Here is a 24,575-nt window from a genome sequence, read left to right on the forward strand (position 1 = left end):
CCGGATGTAATCAGATTAATTCTTTGTAATGAGATTTAAAATTTTCTGATAATACTAAGATATGAGCTAACTTTTGTTCAGGTAAATTCTTTTGTCTAATAGCACCCTCATCTTCCTCGTGCAGATTGTTTAATTTATCATCTTCAAAACTTAAATTTTTAGATATTTTATTGATGATATTTTGTTCAAAAATGGTTACATCATTGTCTAAAATATTTAACGAAGTAATCAAGGCATTCATCTGATATATAAACAGTTGAATCTGATAGTAAGTATTTAGACTGCCGCGTTTTCTGAAAGGTTCCTGACTGGCAGAATCTATACCTTCTGAAAGTGATGATAGGCTCATATTTGCATCTTTCCTTGATATTCTAAGCAAATTTTTATCTGCTTGATGTTGGCTGCTGACCGTATTTATTAAATAGGTTTTTGTGAGTTTTATGGCCTGATTAATTTTATCTTTTAGTTGTTTACTATCCCATATAGGAAATAAAATTGATGCACAAACGGCTATCAAACAGCCTAGAATTGTAAAAAGAATCCGTTCTTGTATAATATGATCGAAATGCCCATGATAACTTCCAAGTGTTAAAATTACTGCCGGAGTAATGAATAAAACGCTGATGGTATAATTTATCCGGTTGAAAGAAAAGAATCCAAGTAGAAAAAACACAGATAAGCTTAACAGTATTGCCGGGCTTTTAATTAAATAGATTAATACCAAACCAAGGATAATACCACCCAAACTACCTGCTAACCGCTGCAGGTTTCTTCTCCAGGTTACGGTAAATTTTGGCCTTGCCACAATAACCAAAGTCAAAAACAACCAATAACTATATTTATTTAAAGATAATTGACTTATTAACAAAAAACCAAAAAGGAAACAAAGCGCCAAGCGTAAAGCAAACCTGAAAAATGGTGATTTAAACGATAAATTTTCTTTCAAAGTAGAATTGTCTACCGTTACAAATGCCGGGTAATTCGGCTTGATACCAACTATTTCAGATTGTAAATTTTTTGCTGTAGTGTGCGCTTTAATTAATTCAAGACTGTGCACTACAGAATCTGTATTCGCAATAAACTGCGATAGAAAATCCTTTTGTATGGCTGTTGCATTTGCTATTTCAACGTTCAGTAAATCAATTAATTCATGATAATTCTGATTTGAAGAATGGATAGAATCTTTGCTTTTATCTTTGATGTTTCTTGCCAAATCTTCGAGTTCAAAAGCCAGTAAATTTAGTAGCTTCGTCATTAAGGCAAGCGATGATGCTTTCAAAACTTCACGTACACGAGCATAATCGTAATGTACGGCATTAAGTTGCTCGTATAAATCTATCAGCAATAAAGCCCTACCCAATAAAATCTGCCCCTCATTATTATCTGGCGCCATTGCCTGTTTATCCGTTAGCAATAAATTACGGATGAGTTCATGCTTTTGATTTACCTTTATGTGAAGTTTAATAATTTCTTTCTGCGATGCATCAAAGGGTATATTAACATCATAATTATTCGCCTTGGCCTTTAAAAAAACTGCACTACTCATCATACACTCAAAAATTGCATGATTTAAGGAGCGATAAGGAAAGATTAAAATCTGTAATAAACTTACCAGATAGTACCAAACACCGCCAATAAGCATGTAAAAACTAAAATGAAATGGATTTACGGGATGCAAGCCCATAACAAAACAGCAAACCACAAGTGCCATTGTACCAATAATACTAATTCGGTTTCCGTACACTGCAAACATCGAAAAAACAAAGGCGGCACCTGTCATAACAACTGCAAGCAACCACGCAGACGATAGCGAAAGTGAGATGATAATGGTTGTTAAGAAAAACACCACAATGCCATATAAGGCAGTTTTAAATTTATTGAACTTATTATCAGGAAAATCTGTTAAGCTTACCAATAATGCTCCAACACCAATTCCAGAAGCCATTTCGGGTAGTTTGAGCCAAAAAAACAGCACTATTGGCAAAACAATTGTAATTGTATTTCTCAATGCATCAGAAAAATACTCACCCAAAAAGAAATATAAAATATTTAGACCGAAAGATCTTTGTTGGTTAGACTTCAAAAGAGATATTGATTTTATGGCGCAAAAATAAGGATTATAATGCCATAAAGCTTTATGTTAATGTAAAGAAATCTACAGTTTAAGAGAAAATTTAACGGTAATTATGTTACAATAGGATATTATTTTGCAAGCCAGAATGCGTAATTATCAGGACCAAAAAAATAAGTTAATGAAAGCAATAATATGATTAAGCTTATTGGCCAGATAAATGAGAATTTATCTTTAGGAGTATCTAATATTAATTTGGTTAGTTGCGAGTTACGTTTCGACATTATTGGGATATTATAACTGTTATAACCCTAACCAGCAAAAAAAGTTTTAGAAGCTATTAAATTTTATTGAGAACGTTTGTTATGCCTCGTATAACTTTAATTCTGAAAATTTAAGTCAGCAGAAAACATTAGTTTATAGCCAATTGCTTATCAACATTAAATATCTCGCTTATTTTCTGTAAAAAAGGTTCTTTTATTTCGGTACCCATAGAAAGGATTAATGCGTTATTCTTTCTTTCCAAATGACCGCTAAAAATGCCATCTATTCTAACAGCATATCGTTTTGCATTAAATTTCTCAGCATTTAGAACGATAATTGTTCCATCGAAATTTATTATTCTGGTTTCAGTTTTTGCTGAATTATACATAGGCTTAGTGTTATTATTACACTTATTAAACGCTGTAATTGTATTTTAGTTTAAAAAAAAATAAAAAATTGAATTTTGTTCAATCTTCTAAGCTGATAGAAGCTATGCGATATTTTCTAAATACCGTAAAACTTCATCTTTTTTTCGGCTTGAAACTAAAATCTTTACTTTATTTTCCATTTGTAAATAGCCTTCGCGATAGTATTTTTTTACATATTTAAAATTAACTAAATAAGATTGATGGCATCTTAAAAAACCAAAAGGCGTTAGCAAACTTTCGTATTCTTTTAACCCTTTGGAAACCAAAATTTCGTTACCATTATTCAAATAAAAGGTTGTATAGCCTTTATCGCTTTTGCAAAAAATAATATCCTCAATAGATACCACCTCGATATATTCAAGGCTTTTTAAAGCGATGCGTTTTGTTGCCGCTAGGCCTTGCGCAAGATAATGCTCTTTGGCAATGGCAAGTTGCTGCTGCCCTATTGCTTCCTGCTGACGATGATGATAACATTTATTTAAATGAGTGGTTAATGATAACTCATCAATGGGTTTAAGCAAGTATCCAAATGCGCCTAAATTTAGAGCCTGAATGGCATATTGGTCATAGGCTGTTAAAAATATTACCTGAAAATCATTTGTTCCAATTGCATCAAATAAATGGAAACTATCTCCATCTTTAAGTCTGATGTCTGCTAAAATTATATCGGGTTTTAAGGCAGGTATTTCTTTACCGGCAACTGCAATTTCACCTGCCGAACCTACAACTTCAAGGTAGTCTATCTTTTCAACAATCTGCAAAATATGCTGTAAAATTCTGATTTCGTCTTCTAAAATGTATAGCTTCATGGCTTATATTTAATCAATTGTTACCGGGATTTGAATTTCGACATGCACACCAGTTTCAGCATCCCCCAGTTTATTCTTTACTTTGAAATAGGCATTTTCTCCATTTTGTGTAAATAACAAATCCATTCTTTCTTTTAAAATAACCTGAGCAAGCGATTGCTTGTTGTGCTTTTCATTTTGCTTTGCTTTTAAGCCGCTGCCATTATCATCAATTTCTATAATTAACTTTTCATTTTTGATTGTGAAAGATATTAAAAGCAAACCTTTATAAGTTAAATTTCTAAATCCATGCTCAATTGAATTTTCTACAAAAGGTTGAATAAGCATTGGCGGAATTAACGTTTCTTGCGTATCTAAATGCTCATCAACTATAATCTTATAATCGAAAGCATCGGTGTAGCGCATTTGTTGCAGGTGGAGGTAGTTATTTAAAGAGCAAATTTCGTCTTCAATTTCGATAAAATCTTTTCTATTTTGCTCTAAAATACCACGCAATAACCCCGAAAATGATTTGAGGTATTGAACAGATTCATCATTCTGCCCAGATGCAATAAGGCTTTGTAAATTTGCGATAGCGTTAAATATGAAATGTGGATTTAATTGAGCCTGCAGCATTTTTTGCTCTACATTTAACCGCTTATTTTCGGATTTAAGTAGTTTATTTTTTTCCCTTAAACGCTGTTGGCGATAAAATATATAAAAGAAGGAAAGCGCACTTACAAAAACCAATATCGTTAAAAAGATAGTCCAGCGTTGCTGCCCGATAATGGTTTCATTAAGTTTATTTCTGGCATTTAATTCAGCAATATTAATGTCTTTTTTCTCAGATTCGTATTTTTCATGCATTTCGGCCACTTTAACCGCTTCAATTGCTTTATAACTTCTTAACTCGATTAAATAAGCAGAATCTGCAGCTTCAAGCGCATGTAAAAAATCGCCCTTCATTTTAAAGGCATCAACCAAACCATTGTAGTGCATGGCCTTTTGTTTACCTGAAATATCTTTTTTAGCCAAAGCAATGCCATCTCGGAAGTATTTTATAGCAGAATCTGGCTGCTTATTTTGATAAAAAGCGGTTCCAAGATTATTAAAAGCAACATCATTAAGGTTATTGCTCCTTTTTAAGTAATCGAAGAAAATTTTGCTACTTGCTAATGCCTTACCCGTTTGTAACTGCTTACTGTAAATTTGTGCTTCGTTATCATAAGTTCGGGCTATAGCTAAACTATCGTTTATTTTTAGAGCTAAAGCTCTCGCCTTAGCATTATAAAGAGACATTTTTTTAAAATCACCTAAACGGGATGCCAGTAAAAATGAAATATCAAAATAACGTTGACTTACAACTGTATGTGTATTATAAGGGTGAAGCTTATAATAAATAGCAGCATACTCAATTGATTTTTTTTCTTCGTGATTTTGGAAATATGCCTGTGCCAGTAAATCATAAAAACGATATGTTAATTTACTTTTCACCTGCTCAGCAGCTTTTAAAGCAGAAAAAATTTCGCTCATTAAAGGTGGATCTACCATTACGCCACCACCTATTTTGAGATTTATGATAGAACTTACCTTAAGAAATTCTACATCCGAGTTAGGATTTGTACTCTTAATTTTTTGATAGCTTGCTAAGGCACTGTCTTTTTTCTTATCGTAAACGTATCTACGTGCTTTAAAATAATAAATAAAAGGATTTGCCTCACCCCCATTGCTTGAATTGAGCAGACTATCTTCCTTTAAAATAACTTCTTTAACTGATGATGACGGCAAAGTATCTAATGAAATAATCAGCGCCAAATAATCCTTTTTATTTGATTCAACTGGTGCTACTCCAATTTCTATTTTAGATTTTTTTTCATCGTTTCTGCAATTTGAAACCAAGAAAAAACTAAAGATTAAACAAAAGGTATATGTGATTTTTTTATCAAACGTCATGAATTAAGTTATCGTTAGTAAAATTTTGCCTCTCCAAACTTTTAGTTAAAATATAAGAAGTGCCTAAAATATAAATAGTACAAGCTAAAAAAAATAATCATCAAATATCTGCTGGATTTCAGCTCATATCTGTATCGGTTTGCGCTTTATTTGAGAATAAACAAAACAAAATCATGCTGTTCAAAAACAATTTAATTTATGGCTATCTGAACCTTAAAATCAGCATATTCAATCGTTTAAACTTTTTTTCAAAATAGATTCTTTAACGAATTTACCTCAAAAATTCACGAAAAAACATTCAAACCTTACACATATTAACTACCTGTTGTAAGCCATACGTTGTGTATCGATTTTAGATTAATTAAAAACCTAAACGCCAGGGTAAGTTGGCGAAACCTTAATTAAGTTATTTATTATGAAAACAAACAAAAGCTTATTTGAAAAGAAAATCGATTTAAAAAGTTGTCAAATTAATGGGGGAAGATTGGCTGAAGAAGCTACTCAAAAAGAAAGTTCAACGGCCACAAGTACTGATAACTGTTCAGACACAAAGTACATAACAAAAACAGACAAAGGTACTGTGATAAAAACATGTACAGACTTCAACTGCCCTTAATTATTAAAGTATTTTAATAAGCAGATTTTTAAAAATTTAAACACAAAAACATGAAAAACAACAAAAATTTATTCGAAAAAAGGATTGATCTATCAAGCTGCCAAATCAACGGAGGCCGACTAGCTACAACTTATCATGAATGCTCGAGCGCAACGCAAGCCCGTCATTGCTCTGACACCTACACTACTACTTTTGATGATAATGGTAAACAGACCGGATCGAATATGGATTTTTATGATTGTAGCCCTTGCTAGTTGAGTAAAAACAATTTATTAAAAAGCGGAGGCTCTGCCCTCCGTTTTTGAAATACTAATTAATTAAAAGCTGAATTTATAAACCTATGATTTTAATTTTTTCTATTGATGATGATTATTCTACAAGCCGAGTTATTAATTGGCTAATATATCTAAAAAAAGAATTTATTCGCATTAACGAAAGTACCAGTGTAAAATTAATATCGCTTAAAGATCAAGGTTTCTCATTAAATATTGATGGTAAAATATTGAAAAGCAACGCAATAAGCAAAATATGGTACAGAAGAGGCGATTTATATTTGATGAATAACTTTAAAAGCAAGCATATTGACAATTATTTATCTATAGAAAATACATGCTTAGTGGAATATATGCATTATGCTTTTGATAAAATCAATTCTGTAAATAATTTTAAAACTAGCGATATTAATAAATTATACATTTTAGATTTATGCAAAAGATTTAATGTACTTGCTCCAAATTATGTAGTTACAAGTTTCAAAAACGTACTTATAGATTTTTACAATAAAGAAAAAAATATTATCTCAAAACCTCTTAATGCACCATTTTCTGTTTACGACTCGGAAAATTCGCTTCACATGGCATACACCTGTGAAATAGTCCTTGATGATATTCAAAGTTTACCAGATGAATTTGTGCCTACATTTTTTCAGAAAAATATTATTAAGGCCTACGAATTAAGATGTTTCTATCTAAATGGGAGCTTTTATGCAATGGCTATTTTTTCGCAAAATAATAATAAAACCAAAGTAGATTTTAGAAATTACGACAATTCAAAACCCAATAGGATAACCCCATATGAATTGCCCAAATCGTACAAACGCAAAATAAAAAAGTTGCTTGATGCGATAGGTTTAAATTGTGCATCTTTCGATATTGTTTATTCAAAAGAAGATCATCAATATTATTTTTTAGATCTAAATCCAATTGGTCAATTTGGGATGGTTTCTACACCCTGCAACTACAATTTAGAAAAGCAAATCGCCTTAAATCTCTAATATGAAAAATATCGAACTCGAGATACTTATTGGACATGCTCCTATCCATTTAAAATCTTTAATAAAAAAAGATAAACCTAAATACCTGATAAAAACCAGGCAGTCAAAAATTTTTACAACCAATAGTTTGCAATTAAACTTTCTCTATAAATCCCCATTATGAACAATTTATTTTTGAGAAATCAATTATGTGTGCCAGTAAATGGATACAACAGAGCAATTATCTATGATATTCTTAGAAAGGATTATTTTCTTATTCCAAAAGAACATTATGATCTTCTGGATACAAACGACTTCATACAATTCGACAAAATTAAAGATGTTGCAGAGCGAGATGAACTCATCGATTTTTTGATGAAAGAGGAAATTATATTTAGACTATCTAATAAAGAACAAAAAAAGCATTTCACAATTTTGGATAAGAATTTTGAAACTCCTAATCGCGTAACTAATGTTATTATCCATTCGAACATAGATTCTAACTTTTTAAATTTAATTAAAGTTGAATATCTTTTAAATCTATCAATTATATCGGAGAATATAGATGAAAACTTATTTTCGATTTTAGAAAAAGTCAGTCAGCTTGAGATAGATAGTATTTATCTATATATCGAAAACATTAACATTGAAAATTTGGAAGCGTATAAAAAGCAAATTGCAAAATACAGTATAATTTTTTCAGTAAATTTTTTCAATTCAAAAAACGTTGTAGAGAAAACGCAACTATCTCAAAACATATACTATAACTTTTATGAAGAAGAATTTTCTACCTATAAAAGAAATCTCAGTATCGATAAATTGGTTATTAATACAGAACATTTTCTAGAATCTAACAATTTTCATTCTTACTATTTTGGCAAAATCTACATCGATGAAACTGGAAATATAAAGAATGGGTTAAATAATTTAGAGAGTTTTGGTAGTATCAAATCAATGACTTTAACACAATTTTTAGAAATAATTTCATCATCAAAATACAATGAACTAGGCGAAATAAAAAAACATCAGATGCTGGTATGTAAAGACTGTGAATTTAGATACATGTGTGTAGATAGTCGTGTGCCAAGCAAGGGTGCAGAACATTGGTTTCATCATTCTGAATGTACTTACAACCCCTATATTTCGAAATGGAATAATGAAGAAGGTTATCTCAATTTAAAAGATTCTGGAGTTACAATTTCTGAATCAGGTTGTACAATAAACGAAGAAAAGTTATCCGAAAATTTCGACAGAATTTGGAATACTTAACATGAAAAAATTCCCTTTTTACAAACAACCAGACTCTAAAGATTGCGGACCAACGTGCTTACGTATTATAGCTAAACACTATAAAAAAAATATACCCTTGCAACATTTAAGAACACTCTCTGAAACCACCAGAGAAGGTAGCGGTTTGCTTGGCCTTAGTAATGCGGCAGAAACTTTAGGATTTAGAACCTTGGGAGTTAAAATAGATTTTAACACCCTGGTTGCTGATGCACCCCTACCATGCATCGTTCATTGGAATAAGAACCACTATGTTGTAGTTTATAATATTGATAAAGCGGAAAACGTTTATGTTTCAGACCCGAGTTTTGGTTTAATTTCTTACAAAAAGGAAGAATTTATTAAACATTGGATTGGTGAAAATGCGGATGAAAATACTGAAGAAGGCATTGCTTTAATTATAGAGACAAGCCCGTCTTTTTACAAAAACGAATTTGACGAAGAAGAGAGCAAAGCAAGTTTTTCTTTCCTGTCAAGGTATTTGCTTAAGTATAAATCGCTTGTTATCCAGCTAGCCGTTGGTTTATTAGCTGGCAGTTTACTTTCTTTAATTTTCCCGTTTCTTACACAAAGTATTGTTGATGTAGGCATTCAAAATCAGGATATTAATTTTATCTATTTGGTATTGCTTGCTCAGGTTATGCTTTTTATTGGAAAAATGGGTATCGAAATTATACGAAGCTGGATTTTACTGCATCTTTCTACAAGAATTAACATTTCCATCATCTCTGATTTTTTTATAAAGTTGATGAAACTTCCAATTAGTTTCTTTGATACCCGGATGACTGGAGATATAATGCAAAGAATTAATGATCATCATAGAATAGAGCAACTTTTGACTAACTCCTCTTTAAACACATTATTCTCGATGGTGAACCTAATAATTTTTAGTGTTGTATTGCTAATTTACGATTACAAGCTATTTACTGTTTATTTATTTGGAGCTATTCTATATGTTGGTTGGATTAGTTTCTTCCTGAGAAAAAGAAAAGAATTAGATTACAAAATGTTCTCTCAAGTAGCCCAGGAACAGAGCACTGTAATAGAATTAATTAACGGTATGCAGGAAATTAAAATGCATAATGCCGAAAAGCAAAAACGATGGAACTGGGAATTTTTACAAGTCAAACTCTTTAAAATAAAAATTAAAGCCCTATCCTTAGAACAATGGCAATCTGTTGGTGGTGGTTTCATTAACCAGATAAAAGATATTCTGGTGAGTTTTTTAGCTGCAAAATTAGTATTAAGCGGTAACCTTACTTTAGGCATGATGCTTTCGGTCCAATATATTATCGGGCAGCTGAATAATCCGTTAATGCAATTAATCGATTTTATACGTCAAACTCAAGATGCGAAAATTTCGCTTGAACGGTTAGGTGAAATTCACAATAAAGAAGATGAAGAGAGCGAATTAATTCAATATACTACGGAAATAGCACCGAAAGATATTGAATTAAAGAATGTTTCTTTCAGGTATACCGGTACAGATGCTTTTGTATTCGAAAACTTAAGCCTAACCATCCCATATCAAAAAACAACAGCAATAGTTGGTGCAAGCGGTAGCGGAAAAACAACTTTGTTAAAATTGCTGACTAAATTTTACGAGCCTGGCGTGGGCGAAATTAAAATCGGCAATACGGATATGAAAAATATTTCGCCTCGTTACTGGCGAAACCATTGCGGCGTGGTGATGCAAGAAAGCTATGTATTTAATGATACCATAGCCAATAACATCGCCATTGGCGAAGATACTGTAGATAAAACGAAGCTAAGAAAAGCCATAGCAATTGCCAACATACAGGAATTTATAGAAAATTTACCGCTAAGCTACAACACCAAAATTGGTAACGAAGGTATTGGCATCAGTGGCGGACAAAAACAAAGGCTATTTATTGCAAGAGCCGTTTACAAATCGCCAGAATATATCTTCTTTGATGAGGCAACAAGTGCTTTAGATGCGAACAACGAAAAAGTAATCATCGAAAATTTAGAACAGTTTTTTAAAGGTAAAACCGCCGTGGTAATTGCACACCGATTATCAACTGTTAAACATGCCGATAAAATTATCGTATTGGATAAAGGAATGGTTGCAGAAGAAGGCAATCACGATGAATTGGTTGCTAAAAAAGGTGAATATTATAAACTTATTAAAAATCAGCTCGAACTTGGAAACTAAAAGAGATAAATTAGATGAAGTGCAACTTCGCTCTGAAGCTGTACAGGACGTTTTATCAGAACCACCACATTGGATGTTCCGTTGGGGAAATGTTATAATACTTGCTATATTATTAATGATTTTTTTGATGAGTTATTTTATCAAATACCCAGAATTTGTACCCGCAACTGTAATTGTTACCTCTCAAAATCCGCCAGAAAAACTGCAATTCAGAACTGATTCTAAAATTGAAAAAATATTTGTAGCCGACCATCAAAAGGTTAAAAAAGACGATGTATTGATGGTTTTGCAATCAACAGCAAATTATGCAGATGTACTATCGCTTAAACAACTTATAGATTCTGTTGCCCCAAATCAATTAAATTCTTTTCCGTTAGAAAAACTATCTAAATACAAGCTGGGTGAGCTACAAGGTGATTACAACACTTTTTCAAAAGCTTTACAAGATGAAAAGTTGTTTACAAGACTTAAGCCTTATGCTCCTGAAAATATTGCTACAGACCAAAATATACAAACCAACAAAAGCAGACTCGCAACCTTAAAACGCCAAAAGGTTTTCGAGCTTTCAAAGATAGAATTAGTAAAAAAAAATTATCTCAGGGCACAGCAGCTTTTTAGCCAAAAAGTAATATCATCTTTTGAGTTTGAAAATGAAAAAATTAAATATTTACAGGCGCAGCAAAGCATAGAAAATATAGATATTTCATTATCCCAAACAGTAGAAGCGATTGATAACCTTAATAAAGCTAAAAGTGGAACAACCATAAATGCAGAAAAGGATAAGATTAATTTTGCTTCGCAAACGCTACAACTTCTGGAACAATTAAGAAAATCTTTGCGGCAATGGGAGCAAAATTATTTGATAATCTCCTCTACCGAAGGTGTAGCAAGTTTTCAGCAGTTTTGGGGCGAAAATCAATTTGTAAAACGCGGAGAACCTGTTCTTTCTATATTACCCAATAATACCAGTTTACTTATAGGTAAAATGTTAGTTGCCGCAACTAATTCTGGTAAAATAGCTAAAGGAGAAAAAGTGTTAATAAAATTAGATAATTACCGTTTTCAGGAATATGGCATTGTTGAAGGTATTGTTCAGAATATCTCTTTCACACCAGATGAAAAGGGGAATTATTATGTAGATGTTTTACTTCCAAACGGCTTAAAAACATCTTACCAAAAAACTTTAACATTTGATAAAGAACTTAAAGGCAGTGCTGAAATTGTTACTCAGGATTTAAGATTGATAGAACGTTTTTTCTACCAAATCAGAAAGCTGGCAGGCTACCAAAATTCTTAAAGAATAAACTTCCTGAAAAATATTAATAAAAAATCAAAAATTACCAAGTGTTTATTTTCGGTTAACCTGAACATTATTCCGCCTTAAAACCTGGTTTATAGTTTCTAAAAACTTAGAAAATTGCACAGGTTTAGTTAAATATTGGTCGCCACCTACATTAAACGCTTTCAAAGCAAAACCATCGTAGCCGGTAATGAAGATTATGTATTTAACTTTATCGCGTAAAATCTGGGCAACATCGATACCTGATATATCCATTACAATATCCAGAAACAGAAAATCAATTTCATCATCGGCATTTCTTACGTAGGTAATCGCCTCTGCTGCAGAATCAAAACTACCAAGCATTTTTAGCTTTGGAATTTGATTGATGTAATTTTTTAATAGAGAGAGGGATGTTCTGTCATCATCAACGAGGACACAACTGTATAATTTAGGGCTATTCATTAAGGTACAGAACAGTTAATAACACAAATTGTTCAACAACAACTTAAAAGTATTACGAATAATACAAACACAACCTCTATTTGCAAGCTTTTAGAAAGCTATACTATATCGTTTTTATTGAAAATCAGCCAGATAACAACAAGCATTAGTAAAAAATAACTTTTAAGAGTTAAGCTAGTAATTTTATCTCTTCAATACCAACTACCGGTAAATTTTGAGAAAAATCATAAAATACCAAATTAAAGACGTTTATAATATTATTTAAATACTAACATTATTAGCATAAACAAAAGTAACATTGTATTTTTGGTGTCTTACGCATGTTTTATTGCATAATTTAAAATATCCAAAAACCTTGGCGCATCAACATCAGCTTATTCTCGATTTTCTTAAAAGTACAAACCAGCCAGTTTTTTTAACCGGTAAAGCCGGAACCGGTAAAACCACCTTATTAAAACACATAAAAGAAACCACTGAAAAAAACTATGCAATTGTTGCACCTACTGCCGTTGCTGCAATAAATGCCGGTGGTGTTACGCTTCATTCCTTTTTCCAAATTCCATTCGGACCAATAATACCTGATAAGGAAGTTAGCGATGAGGTAAAGTATTCGGTTGAGAAAATTAAGCTTTTAATGTGCTTGGAGCTATTAATTATTGATGAAATTAGTATGGTTCGGGCAGATGTGCTCGATTATATTGACATCGCCTTGCGAAAAACAAAAGCCATAAACCGACCGTTTGGTGGTGTTCAGGTTTTAATGATTGGCGACCTTTACCAGCTCTCTCCTATTGCACATGATGCCTGGCATATCCTTAAAAATTATTATGCTAGTCCGTATTTTTTTGATAGTAAAGCGATACTTTCAAACCCGATAATCACTTTTCAATTAGATAAAGTTTACCGTCAATCCGACCCAACTTTTCTAAATATATTAAACGGAATCAGGGAAAATAATTTAAGCAGCGAATTACTGTCAAAACTGAATGAGCGATATGACGAAAATTTAGGCGATATCCGTAAGGAAGAATACATTACGCTTACTACACACAACAATCAGGTAACTCAAATTAATCAAGAGTACCTGGAGAAATTGAATGGTGAAACTTTTCAGTTTACAGCAAAAGTTACGGGCGATTTCCCTAAAGATGCCTATCCGGTTGATGAAGTATTAGAACTGAAAATCGGTGCAAGGGTTATGTTTATTAAAAACGATTCATCGGGTAAAAAACTGTATTATAACGGAAAAGCTGCGGTTGTTAAAGCCATTGATGGAGACGTTATAAAAGTTTCATTTGACAATGATAATGCCACAACCATAGAAATTAACCGAGAAGAATGGCAAAATGTAAAATACAATCTAGACGGTGAAAATAAAATTAGTGAGGTAAATACGGGTTCTTTTACACAATTCCCTTTTAAGTTAGCTTGGGCAATTACCGTTCATAAAAGCCAGGGGTTAACCTTTGATAAAGCGATTATCGATGTAAGTTCTTCTTTTACCCACGGGCAGGCTTATGTTGCTTTAAGCCGTTGCAGGAGTTTAGAAGGGTTAATTTTAAAGTCGCCTGTAAAGCCAGAAAACATCATTACAGATAACAAAGTGATAAGTTTTACCCATAATGCAATTTTAACCAAACCAAGTGCAGAAACATTAGCTAAAGCCTCCATAAATTATGAATGGAATCTTATTCACGATTTGCTGGATTTTAGTGCCCTTGCGAAAAACTGGAATTTTCTTAAAAAATCAAACTTTCCGAACAATCATGAAAACGCAGCTTTTCATGCTATTGTTGATGAAATTTCTAAACCTTTAGAAACGGAGATTATTGCCATTGGAGATAGATTTATCAAAAAGGAATTATCAGGACAAAATAAATCTTTGCCGGTTGTAGAAAATACAGTTATTGTAGATAGATTAATTAAAGCGTCACAATATTTTAGCCCGAAACTTAAATCAATACTTGCAATTGCAGATAAGTTTAATGACATGAATGTTTACCGAGATGAGCGGGCAGAAAAAATATTAGGTCGTATTAGCGATTTTGTAAATGATTTAGCGATAAAATCAGCACTTTTTAAAATCTCCTGGAGCAATTTTACTACCGATGAGTTTGCTAAAGTCTACCATAAAGCCGGAAGCAATTATGAACACATCCAAACCGGTAGGGTGAAAAAAGTTGTTGAACAAGCTAAAGAAATTGTAAATCAGCAATTGTATAATGAGCTTATAATTTTAAGGAAGAAAATAAGCGATAAAAGGAATGTACAAGAACACAACGTACTATCTGACCAAACTTTACAAACAATTGCTGCTAAATTACCCAAAACAACCGAGCAACTTGCGGCAATAAAAGGTGTTGGCGTTGGTAATGCTGTTGAAATTGGTAAAGATATTTTAAAATCTGTTAATGGCTATTTAGGAACTTCAGAGCTGTTTTAAGGCTAATAAAAATGTTTTTATAATTCGTTAGTGTAAGCCACAGCATCAATTGTATAAAGATTGCTTTCCCGAACAGTCGTAACAAACTGTGCCTGGCAATTACTGAAATATTAACATAATTCTTCTTTCTTTTTTTGTAGCGTCAAACCTCTGCTCATTGGTTACAGCAGTCCCGCCACCGCTCCAAGTCCTCATTTCGCTGCGCTACCATTCCGGGCTTTCCACTCTGTCGGGGCTATTTAATTTAAGCTTGTGCCAGAAACTCAAATAATAGGTCGTTGCTGTACAGATATCTTTATGCTTTTATCAGCGGATTTTTTTCCTTTGCAAACAAATCGAAAACCTTTTTATCTACAAAAGCAGGGAACAATTTATTCATCCAAACGGCTAATTTACCTTGGCCGGTCATTATTAAAGTACGCTTGCGTTGCTCAATTCCATCGGCAATTATACTCGCAACTTCTTCCGAGGTCATCATTTTGCCTTCATCCATACTGGTTTCTCCATGCGCTGCACCATCTTTAGATAAGGCAGTTACCCGTATATTTGATGCCGTAAACCCCGGACAAGCAACCAAAACATTAACGCCGGTTTTTAAAAGTTCGGTACGTAAAGATTCCATAAAACCATTCATTGCAAATTTAGATGCAGAATAGCCTGTTCTGCCTGGCAAACCACGATAACCCGCAATTGATGAAATCCCGACAACCGTTCCTTTGGTTTTTAAAATCTCCGGTAAAGCATATTTTGTACAGTAAACCGTTCCCCAAAAGTTTACATCCATTAGGTTTTTAAGAACCGATAAATCTAAATCATTAAATAAAGCACGCATAGATAAACCTGCATTGTTTACCAAAACATCAATTCTCTGAAAAGAAACTAAAGTTTGTTTAATTATCAATTCACAATCTGCTTCCTTACTTACATCAGCCTGAACTGCTACTGCTCTAATGCCAAATCTTTTTTCTAAATCGGCAGTTATTTCGCAAAGTGTAACATATTGGCGTGCCGCTAAAACAAGGTTTGCACCGCGTTTGGCAAATTCTTCAGCACACGCTTTCCCTATTCCGCTAGATGCGCCTGTAATGATGATTACTTTATCTTTCATATATTGTTTTGTTCGTTTTTTGGTCGTTTTGGTTTACAGGTCCTTTTTCTGTTGATTTTATACTGGAAATCTAAAATCCTAAAAGTCCTGCCCTTATTTCATCATCGCGGTCTCGTATGGCACACGTGTAATTATCGACCGACCGAGCGTAATTTCATCTGTGTACTCTAATTCGCCACCAAAAGCAATTCCGCGGGCAATTGTAGTAACCGGAATATTAAATTCTTTTAACCTTTTGTACAGGTAAAAAAGTGTAGTATCGCCTTCCATGTTCGGACTAAGCGCCAAAATTATTTCTTTAATTCCGCCGGCGGCAACACGTTGAACTAAACTATCGATATACAAATCAGAAGGACCAATCCCATCCATTGGAGAAATTAAGCCACCCAAAACATGGTAAACGCCAAAATACTGACCAGTATTTTCAATTGCCATTACATCACGCGTATCTTCCACAACGCAAATTGTTTCCTTATCTCGCTTGTGCGATGTACAAATTTCGCAGATGGTATGGTCAGAAATATTGTAACAAATGCTACAGTTTTTAATTTGCTGCTTAAGCTTAATTAAAGTATTTCCAAACTGATTAACTTCTTCTTGCTCCTTATTCAAAAGATATAAAACTAACCTTAAAGCGGTTTTCTGTCCTACGCCAGGTAATTTCGAGAATTCGTTTACCGCATCTTCAAGCAGTTTGGATGAAAAATTCATGCTGTAAAAATAGGAAATAGTTGTTTGGTTTTTTAGTCGTTTGGTATTTTAGTTAAGCGTTCATTAGTGATTGGTTCATTAGCCATTAGGGTGTGTGAAGATATTAAATGGCTAAATAAAAGGCTTATGAACTGATTAAATTTTCAGCCAAATGAACTACTAAAGAAATGAACTTCTTTACTAATTAGTAATTTCTTACATTTATCAGCTTAAAACCAAATTATGTCACCAACCATTCTTCTATGCTTCCTAATTGGCTACTTTTTACTGCTGATTATTATTTCATTCGTTACTTCAAAAGATTCATCAGACAATAATTCGTTTTTCGTTGCCAACAGAAATTCTAAATGGTATTTAGTGGCTTTTGGAATGATTGGAACGGCGCTTTCTGGCGTAACTTTTATTTCCGTACCTGGCGAAGTTGGTGCTCCTGCTGGTAATCAGTTTCAATATTTTCAGTTTGTTTTAGGTAACGCAGTCGGTTTCATCATCATTTGTACGGTTTTATTACCACTATACTATCGGATGAAATTAACATCCATTTACAGCTACATCGAACAACGTTTAGGGCATTACAGTTATAAAACCGCCGCATCAATATTTCTGCTAAGTCGTACGCTTGGCTCGGCAACCAGATTATACCTTGTAGTAATTGTTTTACAGCGATTTATATTTGATAATTATGGCATTCCGTTTTGGTTAACCGTGTTAATTTCGCTTGCATTAATTTGGTCATATACCTTTAAAGGCGGCTTAAAAACCATTATCATCACCGATACCTTACAAACATTCTTTCTTGTTTTATCAGTATTTTTAACCATCTATTTTATTTGTAATAGTTTAGATTACAGCATTCCGCAAGCTTTTGAAACCGTTAAAAACAGCAGCTATTCCAAAATTTTCTTTTTGGATGATTTCTTAACGAACAAGTTTTATTTCAGTAAACAGTTTATTGGCGGGATTTTCGTAACCATCGCTATGACTGGCTTAGACCAGGATTTGATGCAGAAAAACTTAAGTATGGGCACCATCAAAGAAGCTCAGAAAAACATGTTTACCTTTACCGGAGTTTTTGTAATCCTCAATGTATTTTTCTTAAGCGTTGGTGCATTGTTATACATTTATGCAGCTAAAAATGGTATTGATATTCCTTTAGATCACATCACGGGAAAACCAAGAACAGATTTGCTATTCCCCGAAATTGCACTGAATAACTTAGGTGCTTTACCCGCAATTATATTTATGTTGGGCTTAACCGCAGCCACATTTGCCACAACAGATTCTGCTTTAACAGCGCTAACCACATCTTTTTGTGTAGATTTTTTAGACATGGCAAAAGCTGATAAAATGAATGCAAAAGATGCTGTAAAAAAACGCCATACTGTTCATATTGCTTTTTCAATTTTAATGTTCCTGGTAATTATTGTGATAAATGCATTGAATAGTTCATCGGTGGTAAGTTTAATTTTTACTATTGCATCTTACACATACGGACCGCTTTTAGGCCTCTATAGTTTTGGATTGTTTGTAAAAAAACGAGGTTTACACGATAAATTAGTGCCGATAGTTTGCATTTTATCGCCTTTTTTATGTTACTTGCTTTCGAGCTATTCCAAAGAAATTTTCGGCGGATATGTGTTTAGTGTTGAGCTTATTTTAATTAATGGTTTAATCACATTTATAGGTTTGCTCTTCATCAGCAAAAAAACTGATGCGCAAACAAAATTTTAATATTAGAATACTTTTATATGACGAGTGAAGAAAAAATTAGGAGTGCTTTTGAAAATAAAGATTGGCAGGAAATTAAAGTAACAGATTCTTGGCAGATTTTTAAAATAATGGCCGAATTTGTAGATGGTTTTGAAAAACTAGCCAAAATAGGTCCATGTGTTACCATTTACGGTTCTGCACGTACAGCAGAAACAAACAGATATTACCAACTTGCAGAGCAATGCGGCAAATTATTAACCGACCGTGGTTATGGCGTTATTACAGGCGGTGGTCCGGGTATTATGGAAGCCGGTAATAAAGGTGCACATACAAATGGAGGTAAATCAGTTGGTTTAAACATAGAGTTGCCATTTGAGCAATTTCACAATAAATATATCGACCACAACAAATTATTAGAGTTTGATTATTTCTTTGTGCGTAAAGTAATGTTTATGAAATACAGTCAGGGTTTTATTGTTTTACCTGGAGGTTTTGGCACAATGGACGAACTTTTTGAAGCTTTAACTTTGATTCAAACCGGCAAAATTGCCCGTTTCCCTATTGTATTAATTGGCAAAGATTATTGGGGCGGTTTGATTGATTGGTTGAAAAACACCATGTTACTAAAAGAACACAATATCCACGAAGAAGATTTAAATCTTTTCCGCTTGGTTGATACTGCTGAAGAGGCTGCTGAACATATCTTCAGATTCTACGATAAGTATGTATTAAAACCTAATTTTTAAGTAGGATTGAGAGGATTTTCAAGATTTTTATAAAAATTCTATAATTAAGTGATTCAAAATTTAATCATTTCAAGTTAATCCTTCAAAATTCAATTATAGGTAAAAAAGTGCTTGTTAACGCAAGCACTTTTTTTATTTGCAAACATTATTTGTAACGATTGGTTTATTCGGGAGTCAAAAAGGTAAAGGCGATACAGATGGAGAAAATATTAAATTGGAGAAAAGGATTATTTGATAGTAATTATCAGGTATACGAGCAAGCGTATTTAAAATTTTCGTTAAACTTTAGCTCATTTAAAAATACGGCTATTGCAACCACACAAAATGGAATTTACTTATTAAAAAGTGAAGGTTATTCTGTTCCGGAAACTAAAATTCTAAATAATAAAAACGAGGTTTTAGCTGTAATTCGTTATGATTGGATGGCTTTTAAGGCGAAGGTTTCCATTCCAACAGGTGAGCAATTTGACTGGAGTTTTCAGAATAGCTGGTTAAGCAGATGGAGCCTGAATAACCATCAGGATAAACAAATTATATTTAATTCGACAACAAATAGTGGATTAATTCATAGCAACGTTGATGACGATTTATTGATTTTTGCCGGGCTATTTATAAGAGAATATTATTCAAGGTTAATTTATGCTTTGGTTCTCTTCGTAATATTTATGTCGACGGTAAGGAGTATTTTTTAAGTTTACTAGTGTAAAATTTTGTTTCTAACTATTTTAATCCTTGTAATTTACAGTCAGGGATAAATAATATCGAAACATCAAGTTAAAAAAGTAAAGTATACAAACAATAGATTGCTTTCCCGGGCATTAAGGATATACTGTTCCTCGCAATAACGAATAATCTATCCCAAAATTTCTTTAATTCGTTCTGTTGGCCTTGCAACAACAGCTTTATCCGCGGAAACTATAATTGGTCTTTCAATTAAAACTGGATTTTTGACCATTGCTTCAATCCATTCAGCATCGCTTAAGCTTTTACCTTTATAATTTTCGATAAAAATCTGCTCGCTTTTACGAATTAAGTCTAAAGGCTTAATATTCAGCTTTGCTATTAATTCTTCGAGCTTCGCTTTATTTGGCGGCGTTTCCAAATAATAAACAATTTCAAACGGCTTTCCGCTGGCTTCTAACATTTGTAAAGCCTGGCGGCTTTTTGTACACCTGTTATTATGATAAATTTGAATCATTTTATTTTATAAACCACTAACGCCACCGCTTACTACAAGTTTCATTGCATCAGCCGCTGTCATATTCAAATCTTTAACTTTATCTCGTTTTACGATACATAATTGTCCGGCAAAGGAATAAGAAAGCGGAAAATAGACCGCAACTTCATCAACTAGGTTTAGTTTTTTTAAATCGTTCTGTGTTAAAAAACCAATTTTTTTCAGGTTCCCTTCTACTTCCACAATTACCGGATGGTTAAATTTCTTTTCATCACCCACAAAAGCTTCGGTTAAATCTTTTATCGAAGAATAAATAAAATTAAGCAGCGGTAAACGATGCATCATTCTATGAAACCAATTGTACATTGGTTCGGTAACTAAATTGGTTACAAAAATTCCGGCAAGTAAAATAATGGTTAAAACGGTTAGTAAACCCAACCCTGGTATGTTTCTACTTTCGCCCGTTTGCGGGTTTACACCTAAAATATTATTAACATTCAACCAGCTATCTACAGTGGTAACTGCCCAAATTACGATGAAAATACTCACTGCAATGGGCACAACAATTAACAAACCTTTAATCAAATAGTTTATAATAGCTTTCCCTACTTTATTCATGCTACAAATTTATTTAAAATTCTTTAAATAGTTCATTTGTCATTAGTTCATTGGTTAGCTTGATTTATAATCTGCATCCAGCCCAATGAAAAATGAATGAATGAACAATCAGCATCACGCCCAATGAACTATGAGAACAATGACAAATGAACGAATAAACCAATTATTCATAAAAATATACTCTTTTTACTCTTTGAGAAATATTTGTTAAAATTTCATAAGGGATTGTGTTTGTATCTTTTGCAAGTTGCATTATTGAATGCTCTTTATCGAAAACAATAGCCTCATCACCAGGCTTTACATCTATTCCGGTAACATCAAGCATTGTCATATCCATACAAATAGAACCAATTGTTGGCACCAACTTATCGTTAATAATCATTTTCCCGACACCGTTGCCGAAGGCTCTGCTATATCCATCGGCATAGCCAATTTTTACTGTAGCAATTTTCCCGCCCTCGGGCATTACACCTCGCCTGCTGTAACCTACGGTTTCGCCTGCATCAAGTGTTTTTATCTGCGTAACAGTTGTTTTTAGAACCATTACCGTTTTCAAACCTTTGTTATGTTGCAAAGCAGCATCAAAACCATATAAGCCGATACCCAAGCGCACCATATCCATTTGTGCCTCGGACCAACGGCTAATGCCAGATGTATTTGAAATATGAAGTAGAGGTTTGTAGCCTAAAGCATTTATTAATTTTTGTGCAATCAGATTGAACTTATCAATCTGTTGTTGTGTAAAACCATCATGTTCGGCCTCGCTGCTGGCTACGAGATGAGAAAATATACTTTGAACACTTATTTTGTTAGAATCTTTAAGGATATCACTTAACTCTTCAATTTCGATTGCATCAAATCCTAACCTATGCATTCCACTATCAATTTTTAAGTGAATTGGGTAATTGAGTTCAGTACCCGAAAGGGCATTCAAAAAGCTGTTTAGTATATCAAGACTATAAATTTCCGGTTCAAGGTTATGTTTAATAATGGCATCAAAAGCAGAAACTTCCGGACTCATAACCATAATTGGCAAGGTTATTCCGGCTTTTCGCAAAGCGATGCCTTCATCGGCATAAGCAACTGCCAAATAATCCACCTTGTGAAATTGAAGAAGATTTGCAATTTCAAAACTTCCACTACCATAAGAAAAAGCCTTAACCATAGCCATAATTTTAACGCCTGGTTTTATTTTAGATCGATAAAACTGCAAATTATCAACCATCGCGTTCAAATCTATTTCTAAAACCGTATCGTGTATTTTTTGTGTAAGCAATTTGCTAATTCTGCCGAATTCAAATCGCCTCGCTCCTTTTACTAAAATGGTTTCGTGGCTGAATTGCAGGCTTGGGAAAGCCTCAATAAAGACATCAGTATCTTCAAAAAATTGAGTTTCAAATTTAAAAATTTCAGCATATTTACTAATGTGCGAACCAATTCCAATTAAACGGTTAACCTTCTTTTGCAAAAGTAAATCTGCAATTTCAGTATATAAATCGAGGTCGGCTTTGCCTGTTTCAAATAATTCAGATAGAATTACTGTTTTTTTGGGATGTTGATTCTGCTGGTTTAAAAAATCGAGGGCAATCACCAATGAGGAAATATCAGCGCTGTAAGAATCATCAATTATAGAACATTGGTTAATGCCGTTTTTAAGCTCCAAACGCATACTAACGTGGCTCAGCTTTTCTAATTTAAAATCAGCTTGCTCTGCGGTGTAACCCAAAGCGAGTAAAGTTGCCCAACAAATTATTCCATTTTCTATTGAGGCTTTATCCCGAAAGGGTAAAACACATTCAATTTCACGATCATTGAAAATCGCCTTTAAATAAGAAGTTTCATCAACTTGTTCTACAGAGATTATTCTTAAATCTGCTGCTTGATTATTGCTCCAGCTAAATTTTGTTTTTCCAGGTAAATCCGTAAATTTTACCTCCCCTACATAGTCAGGAGAATAAATAAGTAATTCAGCATTCTTAAATAGCTTTAGCTTTTCTATTAGTTTTTCTTCTTTTGATGCAAAACCTTCAGCATGCGCTTCGCCAATATTGGTTAAAATACCAATATCTGGCTTAATAATTTTGGCAAGATTTTCCATTTCATTTACAGCAGAAATACCTGCTTCAAAAATGCCTAATGTATTTTGCGCATCAATTTGACAAACTGAAAGTGGTACACCAATTTGTGAATTATAACTTTTAGGGCTGCGAACAATATTATAATCGGCAGCCAAAAGCTGGTACAACCATTCTTTTACAATCGTTTTTCCGTTACTTCCGGTAATGCCTATAGTGGTTAAATCAAAATGATTACGATGAACGGCAGCCAAGTTCTGCAACGCGACCAAAACATCTGTAACTATAATAAAATTGCAATCAGGATACTGATTTATGTATTTTTCATCACTAATTACAAAGTTCGTAATTCTTTTATTACGAGCATCTTTTATAAACTCATGTCCATCCCTATGGGATTGAAGTGCGAAAAAAAGCGAATTTTCGGGAATTAGAACTGACCTGCTATCTGTAACCAAATACTGTATAATAGATTTATCATCAAAAATTCTTGCATCGGCACTTAATATTTCTACAATGTTTGAAATGGTATATATCGGATTTAGCATGGTCTATATTTAAAAAAATATGGTAATCGTTTTTATTTTTACGAATTTCAGTAAATAATTATGAAAAGCGATAAAAGAGAAGGCGCAATTTTAGATAAAAAGCAGGCTTTAGCAAAAGCTGAAAATTTCTGTGTTTATCAGGAACGTTCTCAAAAAGAAGTACGATACAAATTAGTAGAATGGGGACTACGCGGAGATGAACTCGAAGAAATTTTATCAGACTTAATTGTTAATAATTTTATTAACGAAGAGCGTTTTGCTAAACAATACACATCGGGCAAATTCAATATTAAAAAATGGGGAAGAATAAAAATTAAGCAAGGTTTAAAATTAAAAGGCGTGCCTGATAGAATTTTACAAAAAGCATTGTATAGTATGGATGATGATGATTACATGCAGACTTTAGAAAATTTAGCACAAAAAAAGGCCGCTACGCTAAATGAATCTAACCCGTTAAAACGGAAAATTAAGCTAATGACCTACCTACAAGGAAGAGGATTTGAAAATGATTTAATTTTACTAGCGCTGAAAGCCAGCAATTTAAACTAAATATTAAATTTTTAATAAAAAATCTCTTGACAGAAATATAAATCTCTCTATATTTGCATCACCAAAACGAAACAGCATATCAGTTTTGTTAATGCGAAAGTAGCTCAGTTGGTAGAGCACGACCTTGCCAAGGTCGGGGTCGCGAGTTCGAATCTCGTCTTTCGCTCTAAATGCCTTCTTACCAGGAGGCATTTATTTTAAAAGGTTAATCGCCTGCTCGGGTGGTGGAACTGGTAGACACGCAGGACTTAAAATCCTGTGCTTTCAAAGGCGTGCGGGTTCGATTCCCGCCCCGAGTACTTCAAAAAAAA

At 33.2% G+C, this 24,575-nt stretch carries 21 protein-coding genes and 2 tRNA genes; 12 read left to right on the forward strand and 11 right to left on the reverse strand.

Annotated features, from left to right (window positions below):
- Window positions 1-10 precede the first annotated feature (10 nt).
- The 5 genes from LUA90_RS00510 to LUA90_RS00530 form a co-directional block, all read right to left on the reverse strand.
- Window positions 11-2,083 (reverse strand): FUSC family membrane protein, encoded by a 2,073-nt coding sequence (locus LUA90_RS00510; RefSeq protein WP_231460248.1) that lies wholly within the window; start codon window positions 2,081-2,083, stop codon window positions 11-13.
- A gap of 119 nt (window positions 2,084-2,202) precedes the next feature.
- Window positions 2,203-2,355 carry a hypothetical protein gene (locus LUA90_RS00515; RefSeq protein WP_231489767.1) on the reverse strand — a complete coding sequence of 51 codons (153 nt, stop codon included), beginning with the start codon at window positions 2,353-2,355 and terminating at the stop codon, window positions 2,203-2,205.
- 128 nt (window positions 2,356-2,483) lie between these two features.
- On the reverse strand, window positions 2,484-2,723 hold the full coding sequence (locus LUA90_RS00520) for a hypothetical protein (RefSeq protein ID WP_231460247.1): 240 nt from the start codon (window positions 2,721-2,723) through the stop codon (window positions 2,484-2,486).
- Window positions 2,724-2,825: 102 nt separating this feature from the next.
- A complete protein-coding gene (locus tag LUA90_RS00525) occupies window positions 2,826-3,572 on the reverse strand; it encodes a LytTR family DNA-binding domain-containing protein (protein ID WP_231460246.1) in 747 nt (248 codons plus the stop codon).
- Window positions 3,573-3,581: 9 nt separating this feature from the next.
- Complete coding sequence (locus LUA90_RS00530; RefSeq protein ID WP_231460245.1) at window positions 3,582-5,504, reverse strand: histidine kinase; 1,923 nt, start codon at window positions 5,502-5,504, stop codon at window positions 3,582-3,584.
- 415 nt (window positions 5,505-5,919) lie between these two features.
- Between LUA90_RS00530 and LUA90_RS00535 the strand changes: the two genes are divergently transcribed.
- From LUA90_RS00535 to LUA90_RS00555, 5 genes are all read left to right on the forward strand, one after another.
- The gene (locus tag LUA90_RS00535) at window positions 5,920-6,120 is read left to right on the forward strand and encodes a hypothetical protein (RefSeq protein ID WP_231460244.1); all 201 of its coding nucleotides are present in this window, start codon (window positions 5,920-5,922) and stop codon (window positions 6,118-6,120) included.
- Between the two features lie 340 nt (window positions 6,121-6,460).
- On the forward strand, window positions 6,461-7,393 hold the full coding sequence (gene gwsG, locus LUA90_RS00540; RefSeq protein ID WP_231489768.1) for a grasp-with-spasm system ATP-grasp peptide maturase: 933 nt from the start codon (window positions 6,461-6,463) through the stop codon (window positions 7,391-7,393).
- 159 nt (window positions 7,394-7,552) lie between these two features.
- Window positions 7,553-8,641: a hypothetical protein gene (locus LUA90_RS00545; protein ID WP_231460240.1), complete on the forward strand. Its 1,089-nt coding sequence runs from the start codon at window positions 7,553-7,555 to the stop codon at window positions 8,639-8,641.
- Window position 8,642: 1 nt separating this feature from the next.
- On the forward strand, window positions 8,643-10,835 hold the full coding sequence (locus LUA90_RS00550; RefSeq protein ID WP_231460239.1) for a peptidase domain-containing ABC transporter: 2,193 nt from the start codon (window positions 8,643-8,645) through the stop codon (window positions 10,833-10,835).
- Window positions 10,825-12,132 (forward strand): HlyD family secretion protein, encoded by a 1,308-nt coding sequence (locus LUA90_RS00555; RefSeq protein WP_231460238.1) that lies wholly within the window; start codon window positions 10,825-10,827, stop codon window positions 12,130-12,132. Before LUA90_RS00550 ends, LUA90_RS00555 begins: the two co-directional genes overlap by 11 nt.
- 51 nt (window positions 12,133-12,183) lie before the next feature.
- On the opposite strand, the gene LUA90_RS00560 is transcribed toward LUA90_RS00555, so the two are convergent.
- On the reverse strand, window positions 12,184-12,579 hold the full coding sequence (locus tag LUA90_RS00560) for a LytTR family DNA-binding domain-containing protein (protein ID WP_231460237.1): 396 nt from the start codon (window positions 12,577-12,579) through the stop codon (window positions 12,184-12,186).
- Window positions 12,580-12,934: 355 nt separating this feature from the next.
- Between LUA90_RS00560 and LUA90_RS19500 the strand changes: the two genes are divergently transcribed.
- A complete protein-coding gene (locus LUA90_RS19500; protein ID WP_304622667.1) occupies window positions 12,935-15,022 on the forward strand; it encodes an HRDC domain-containing protein in 2,088 nt (695 codons plus the stop codon).
- A gap of 295 nt (window positions 15,023-15,317) precedes the next feature.
- Here the strand turns inward: LUA90_RS19500 and LUA90_RS00580 are convergent, their stop codons facing one another.
- Entirely contained in the window at window positions 15,318-16,130 is an 813-nt protein-coding gene (locus LUA90_RS00580) for an SDR family oxidoreductase (RefSeq protein ID WP_231460236.1), read from the reverse strand.
- Between the two features lie 93 nt (window positions 16,131-16,223).
- The gene (recR, locus tag LUA90_RS00585) at window positions 16,224-16,841 is read right to left on the reverse strand and encodes a recombination mediator RecR (RefSeq protein WP_231460235.1); all 618 of its coding nucleotides are present in this window, start codon (window positions 16,839-16,841) and stop codon (window positions 16,224-16,226) included.
- A gap of 222 nt (window positions 16,842-17,063) precedes the next feature.
- On the opposite strand from recR, the gene LUA90_RS00590 reads away from it, so the two are divergent.
- The 3 genes from LUA90_RS00590 to LUA90_RS00600 all read left to right on the forward strand — a co-directional run bounded on the left by LUA90_RS00590 (window position 17,064) and on the right by LUA90_RS00600 (window position 19,989).
- A complete protein-coding gene (locus LUA90_RS00590) occupies window positions 17,064-18,572 on the forward strand; it encodes a sodium:solute symporter (RefSeq protein WP_231460234.1) in 1,509 nt (502 codons plus the stop codon).
- 17 nt (window positions 18,573-18,589) lie between these two features.
- Window positions 18,590-19,297 carry a TIGR00730 family Rossman fold protein gene (locus LUA90_RS00595; RefSeq protein ID WP_231460233.1) on the forward strand — a complete coding sequence of 236 codons (708 nt, stop codon included), beginning with the start codon at window positions 18,590-18,592 and terminating at the stop codon, window positions 19,295-19,297.
- A gap of 197 nt (window positions 19,298-19,494) precedes the next feature.
- On the forward strand, window positions 19,495-19,989 hold the full coding sequence (locus LUA90_RS00600; RefSeq protein WP_231460232.1) for a hypothetical protein: 495 nt from the start codon (window positions 19,495-19,497) through the stop codon (window positions 19,987-19,989).
- Window positions 19,990-20,150: 161 nt separating this feature from the next.
- Here the strand turns inward: LUA90_RS00600 and arsC are convergent, their stop codons facing one another.
- The 3 genes from arsC to LUA90_RS00615 form a co-directional block, all read right to left on the reverse strand.
- Window positions 20,151-20,495 carry an arsenate reductase (glutaredoxin) gene (gene arsC, locus LUA90_RS00605; RefSeq protein WP_231460231.1) on the reverse strand — a complete coding sequence of 115 codons (345 nt, stop codon included), beginning with the start codon at window positions 20,493-20,495 and terminating at the stop codon, window positions 20,151-20,153.
- Window positions 20,496-20,501: 6 nt separating this feature from the next.
- Window positions 20,502-21,092 carry a DUF502 domain-containing protein gene (locus tag LUA90_RS00610; protein ID WP_231460230.1) on the reverse strand — a complete coding sequence of 197 codons (591 nt, stop codon included), beginning with the start codon at window positions 21,090-21,092 and terminating at the stop codon, window positions 20,502-20,504.
- Window positions 21,093-21,255: 163 nt separating this feature from the next.
- Window positions 21,256-23,715, reverse strand: a complete 2,460-nt coding sequence (locus tag LUA90_RS00615; RefSeq protein ID WP_231489769.1) for a bifunctional UDP-N-acetylmuramoyl-tripeptide:D-alanyl-D-alanine ligase/alanine racemase — start codon at window positions 23,713-23,715, stop codon at window positions 21,256-21,258.
- Between the two features lie 60 nt (window positions 23,716-23,775).
- Here LUA90_RS00615 and LUA90_RS00620 point away from each other — a divergent pair, with 60 nt between their 5' ends.
- The 3 genes from LUA90_RS00620 (at window position 23,776) to LUA90_RS00630 (ending at window position 24,563) form a co-directional block, all read left to right on the forward strand.
- The gene (locus LUA90_RS00620; protein ID WP_231460227.1) at window positions 23,776-24,264 is read left to right on the forward strand and encodes a regulatory protein RecX; all 489 of its coding nucleotides are present in this window, start codon (window positions 23,776-23,778) and stop codon (window positions 24,262-24,264) included.
- 93 nt (window positions 24,265-24,357) lie between these two features.
- Window positions 24,358-24,430: transfer RNA gene (locus LUA90_RS00625), tRNA-Gly, on the forward strand.
- A gap of 49 nt (window positions 24,431-24,479) precedes the next feature.
- A tRNA-Leu gene (locus LUA90_RS00630) sits at window positions 24,480-24,563 on the forward strand.
- Window positions 24,564-24,575 lie beyond the last annotated feature (12 nt).

The organism is Pedobacter sp. Leaf170 (assembly GCF_920984665.1).
In the GTDB taxonomy this organism is placed as follows: domain Bacteria; phylum Bacteroidota; class Bacteroidia; order Sphingobacteriales; family Sphingobacteriaceae; genus Pedobacter.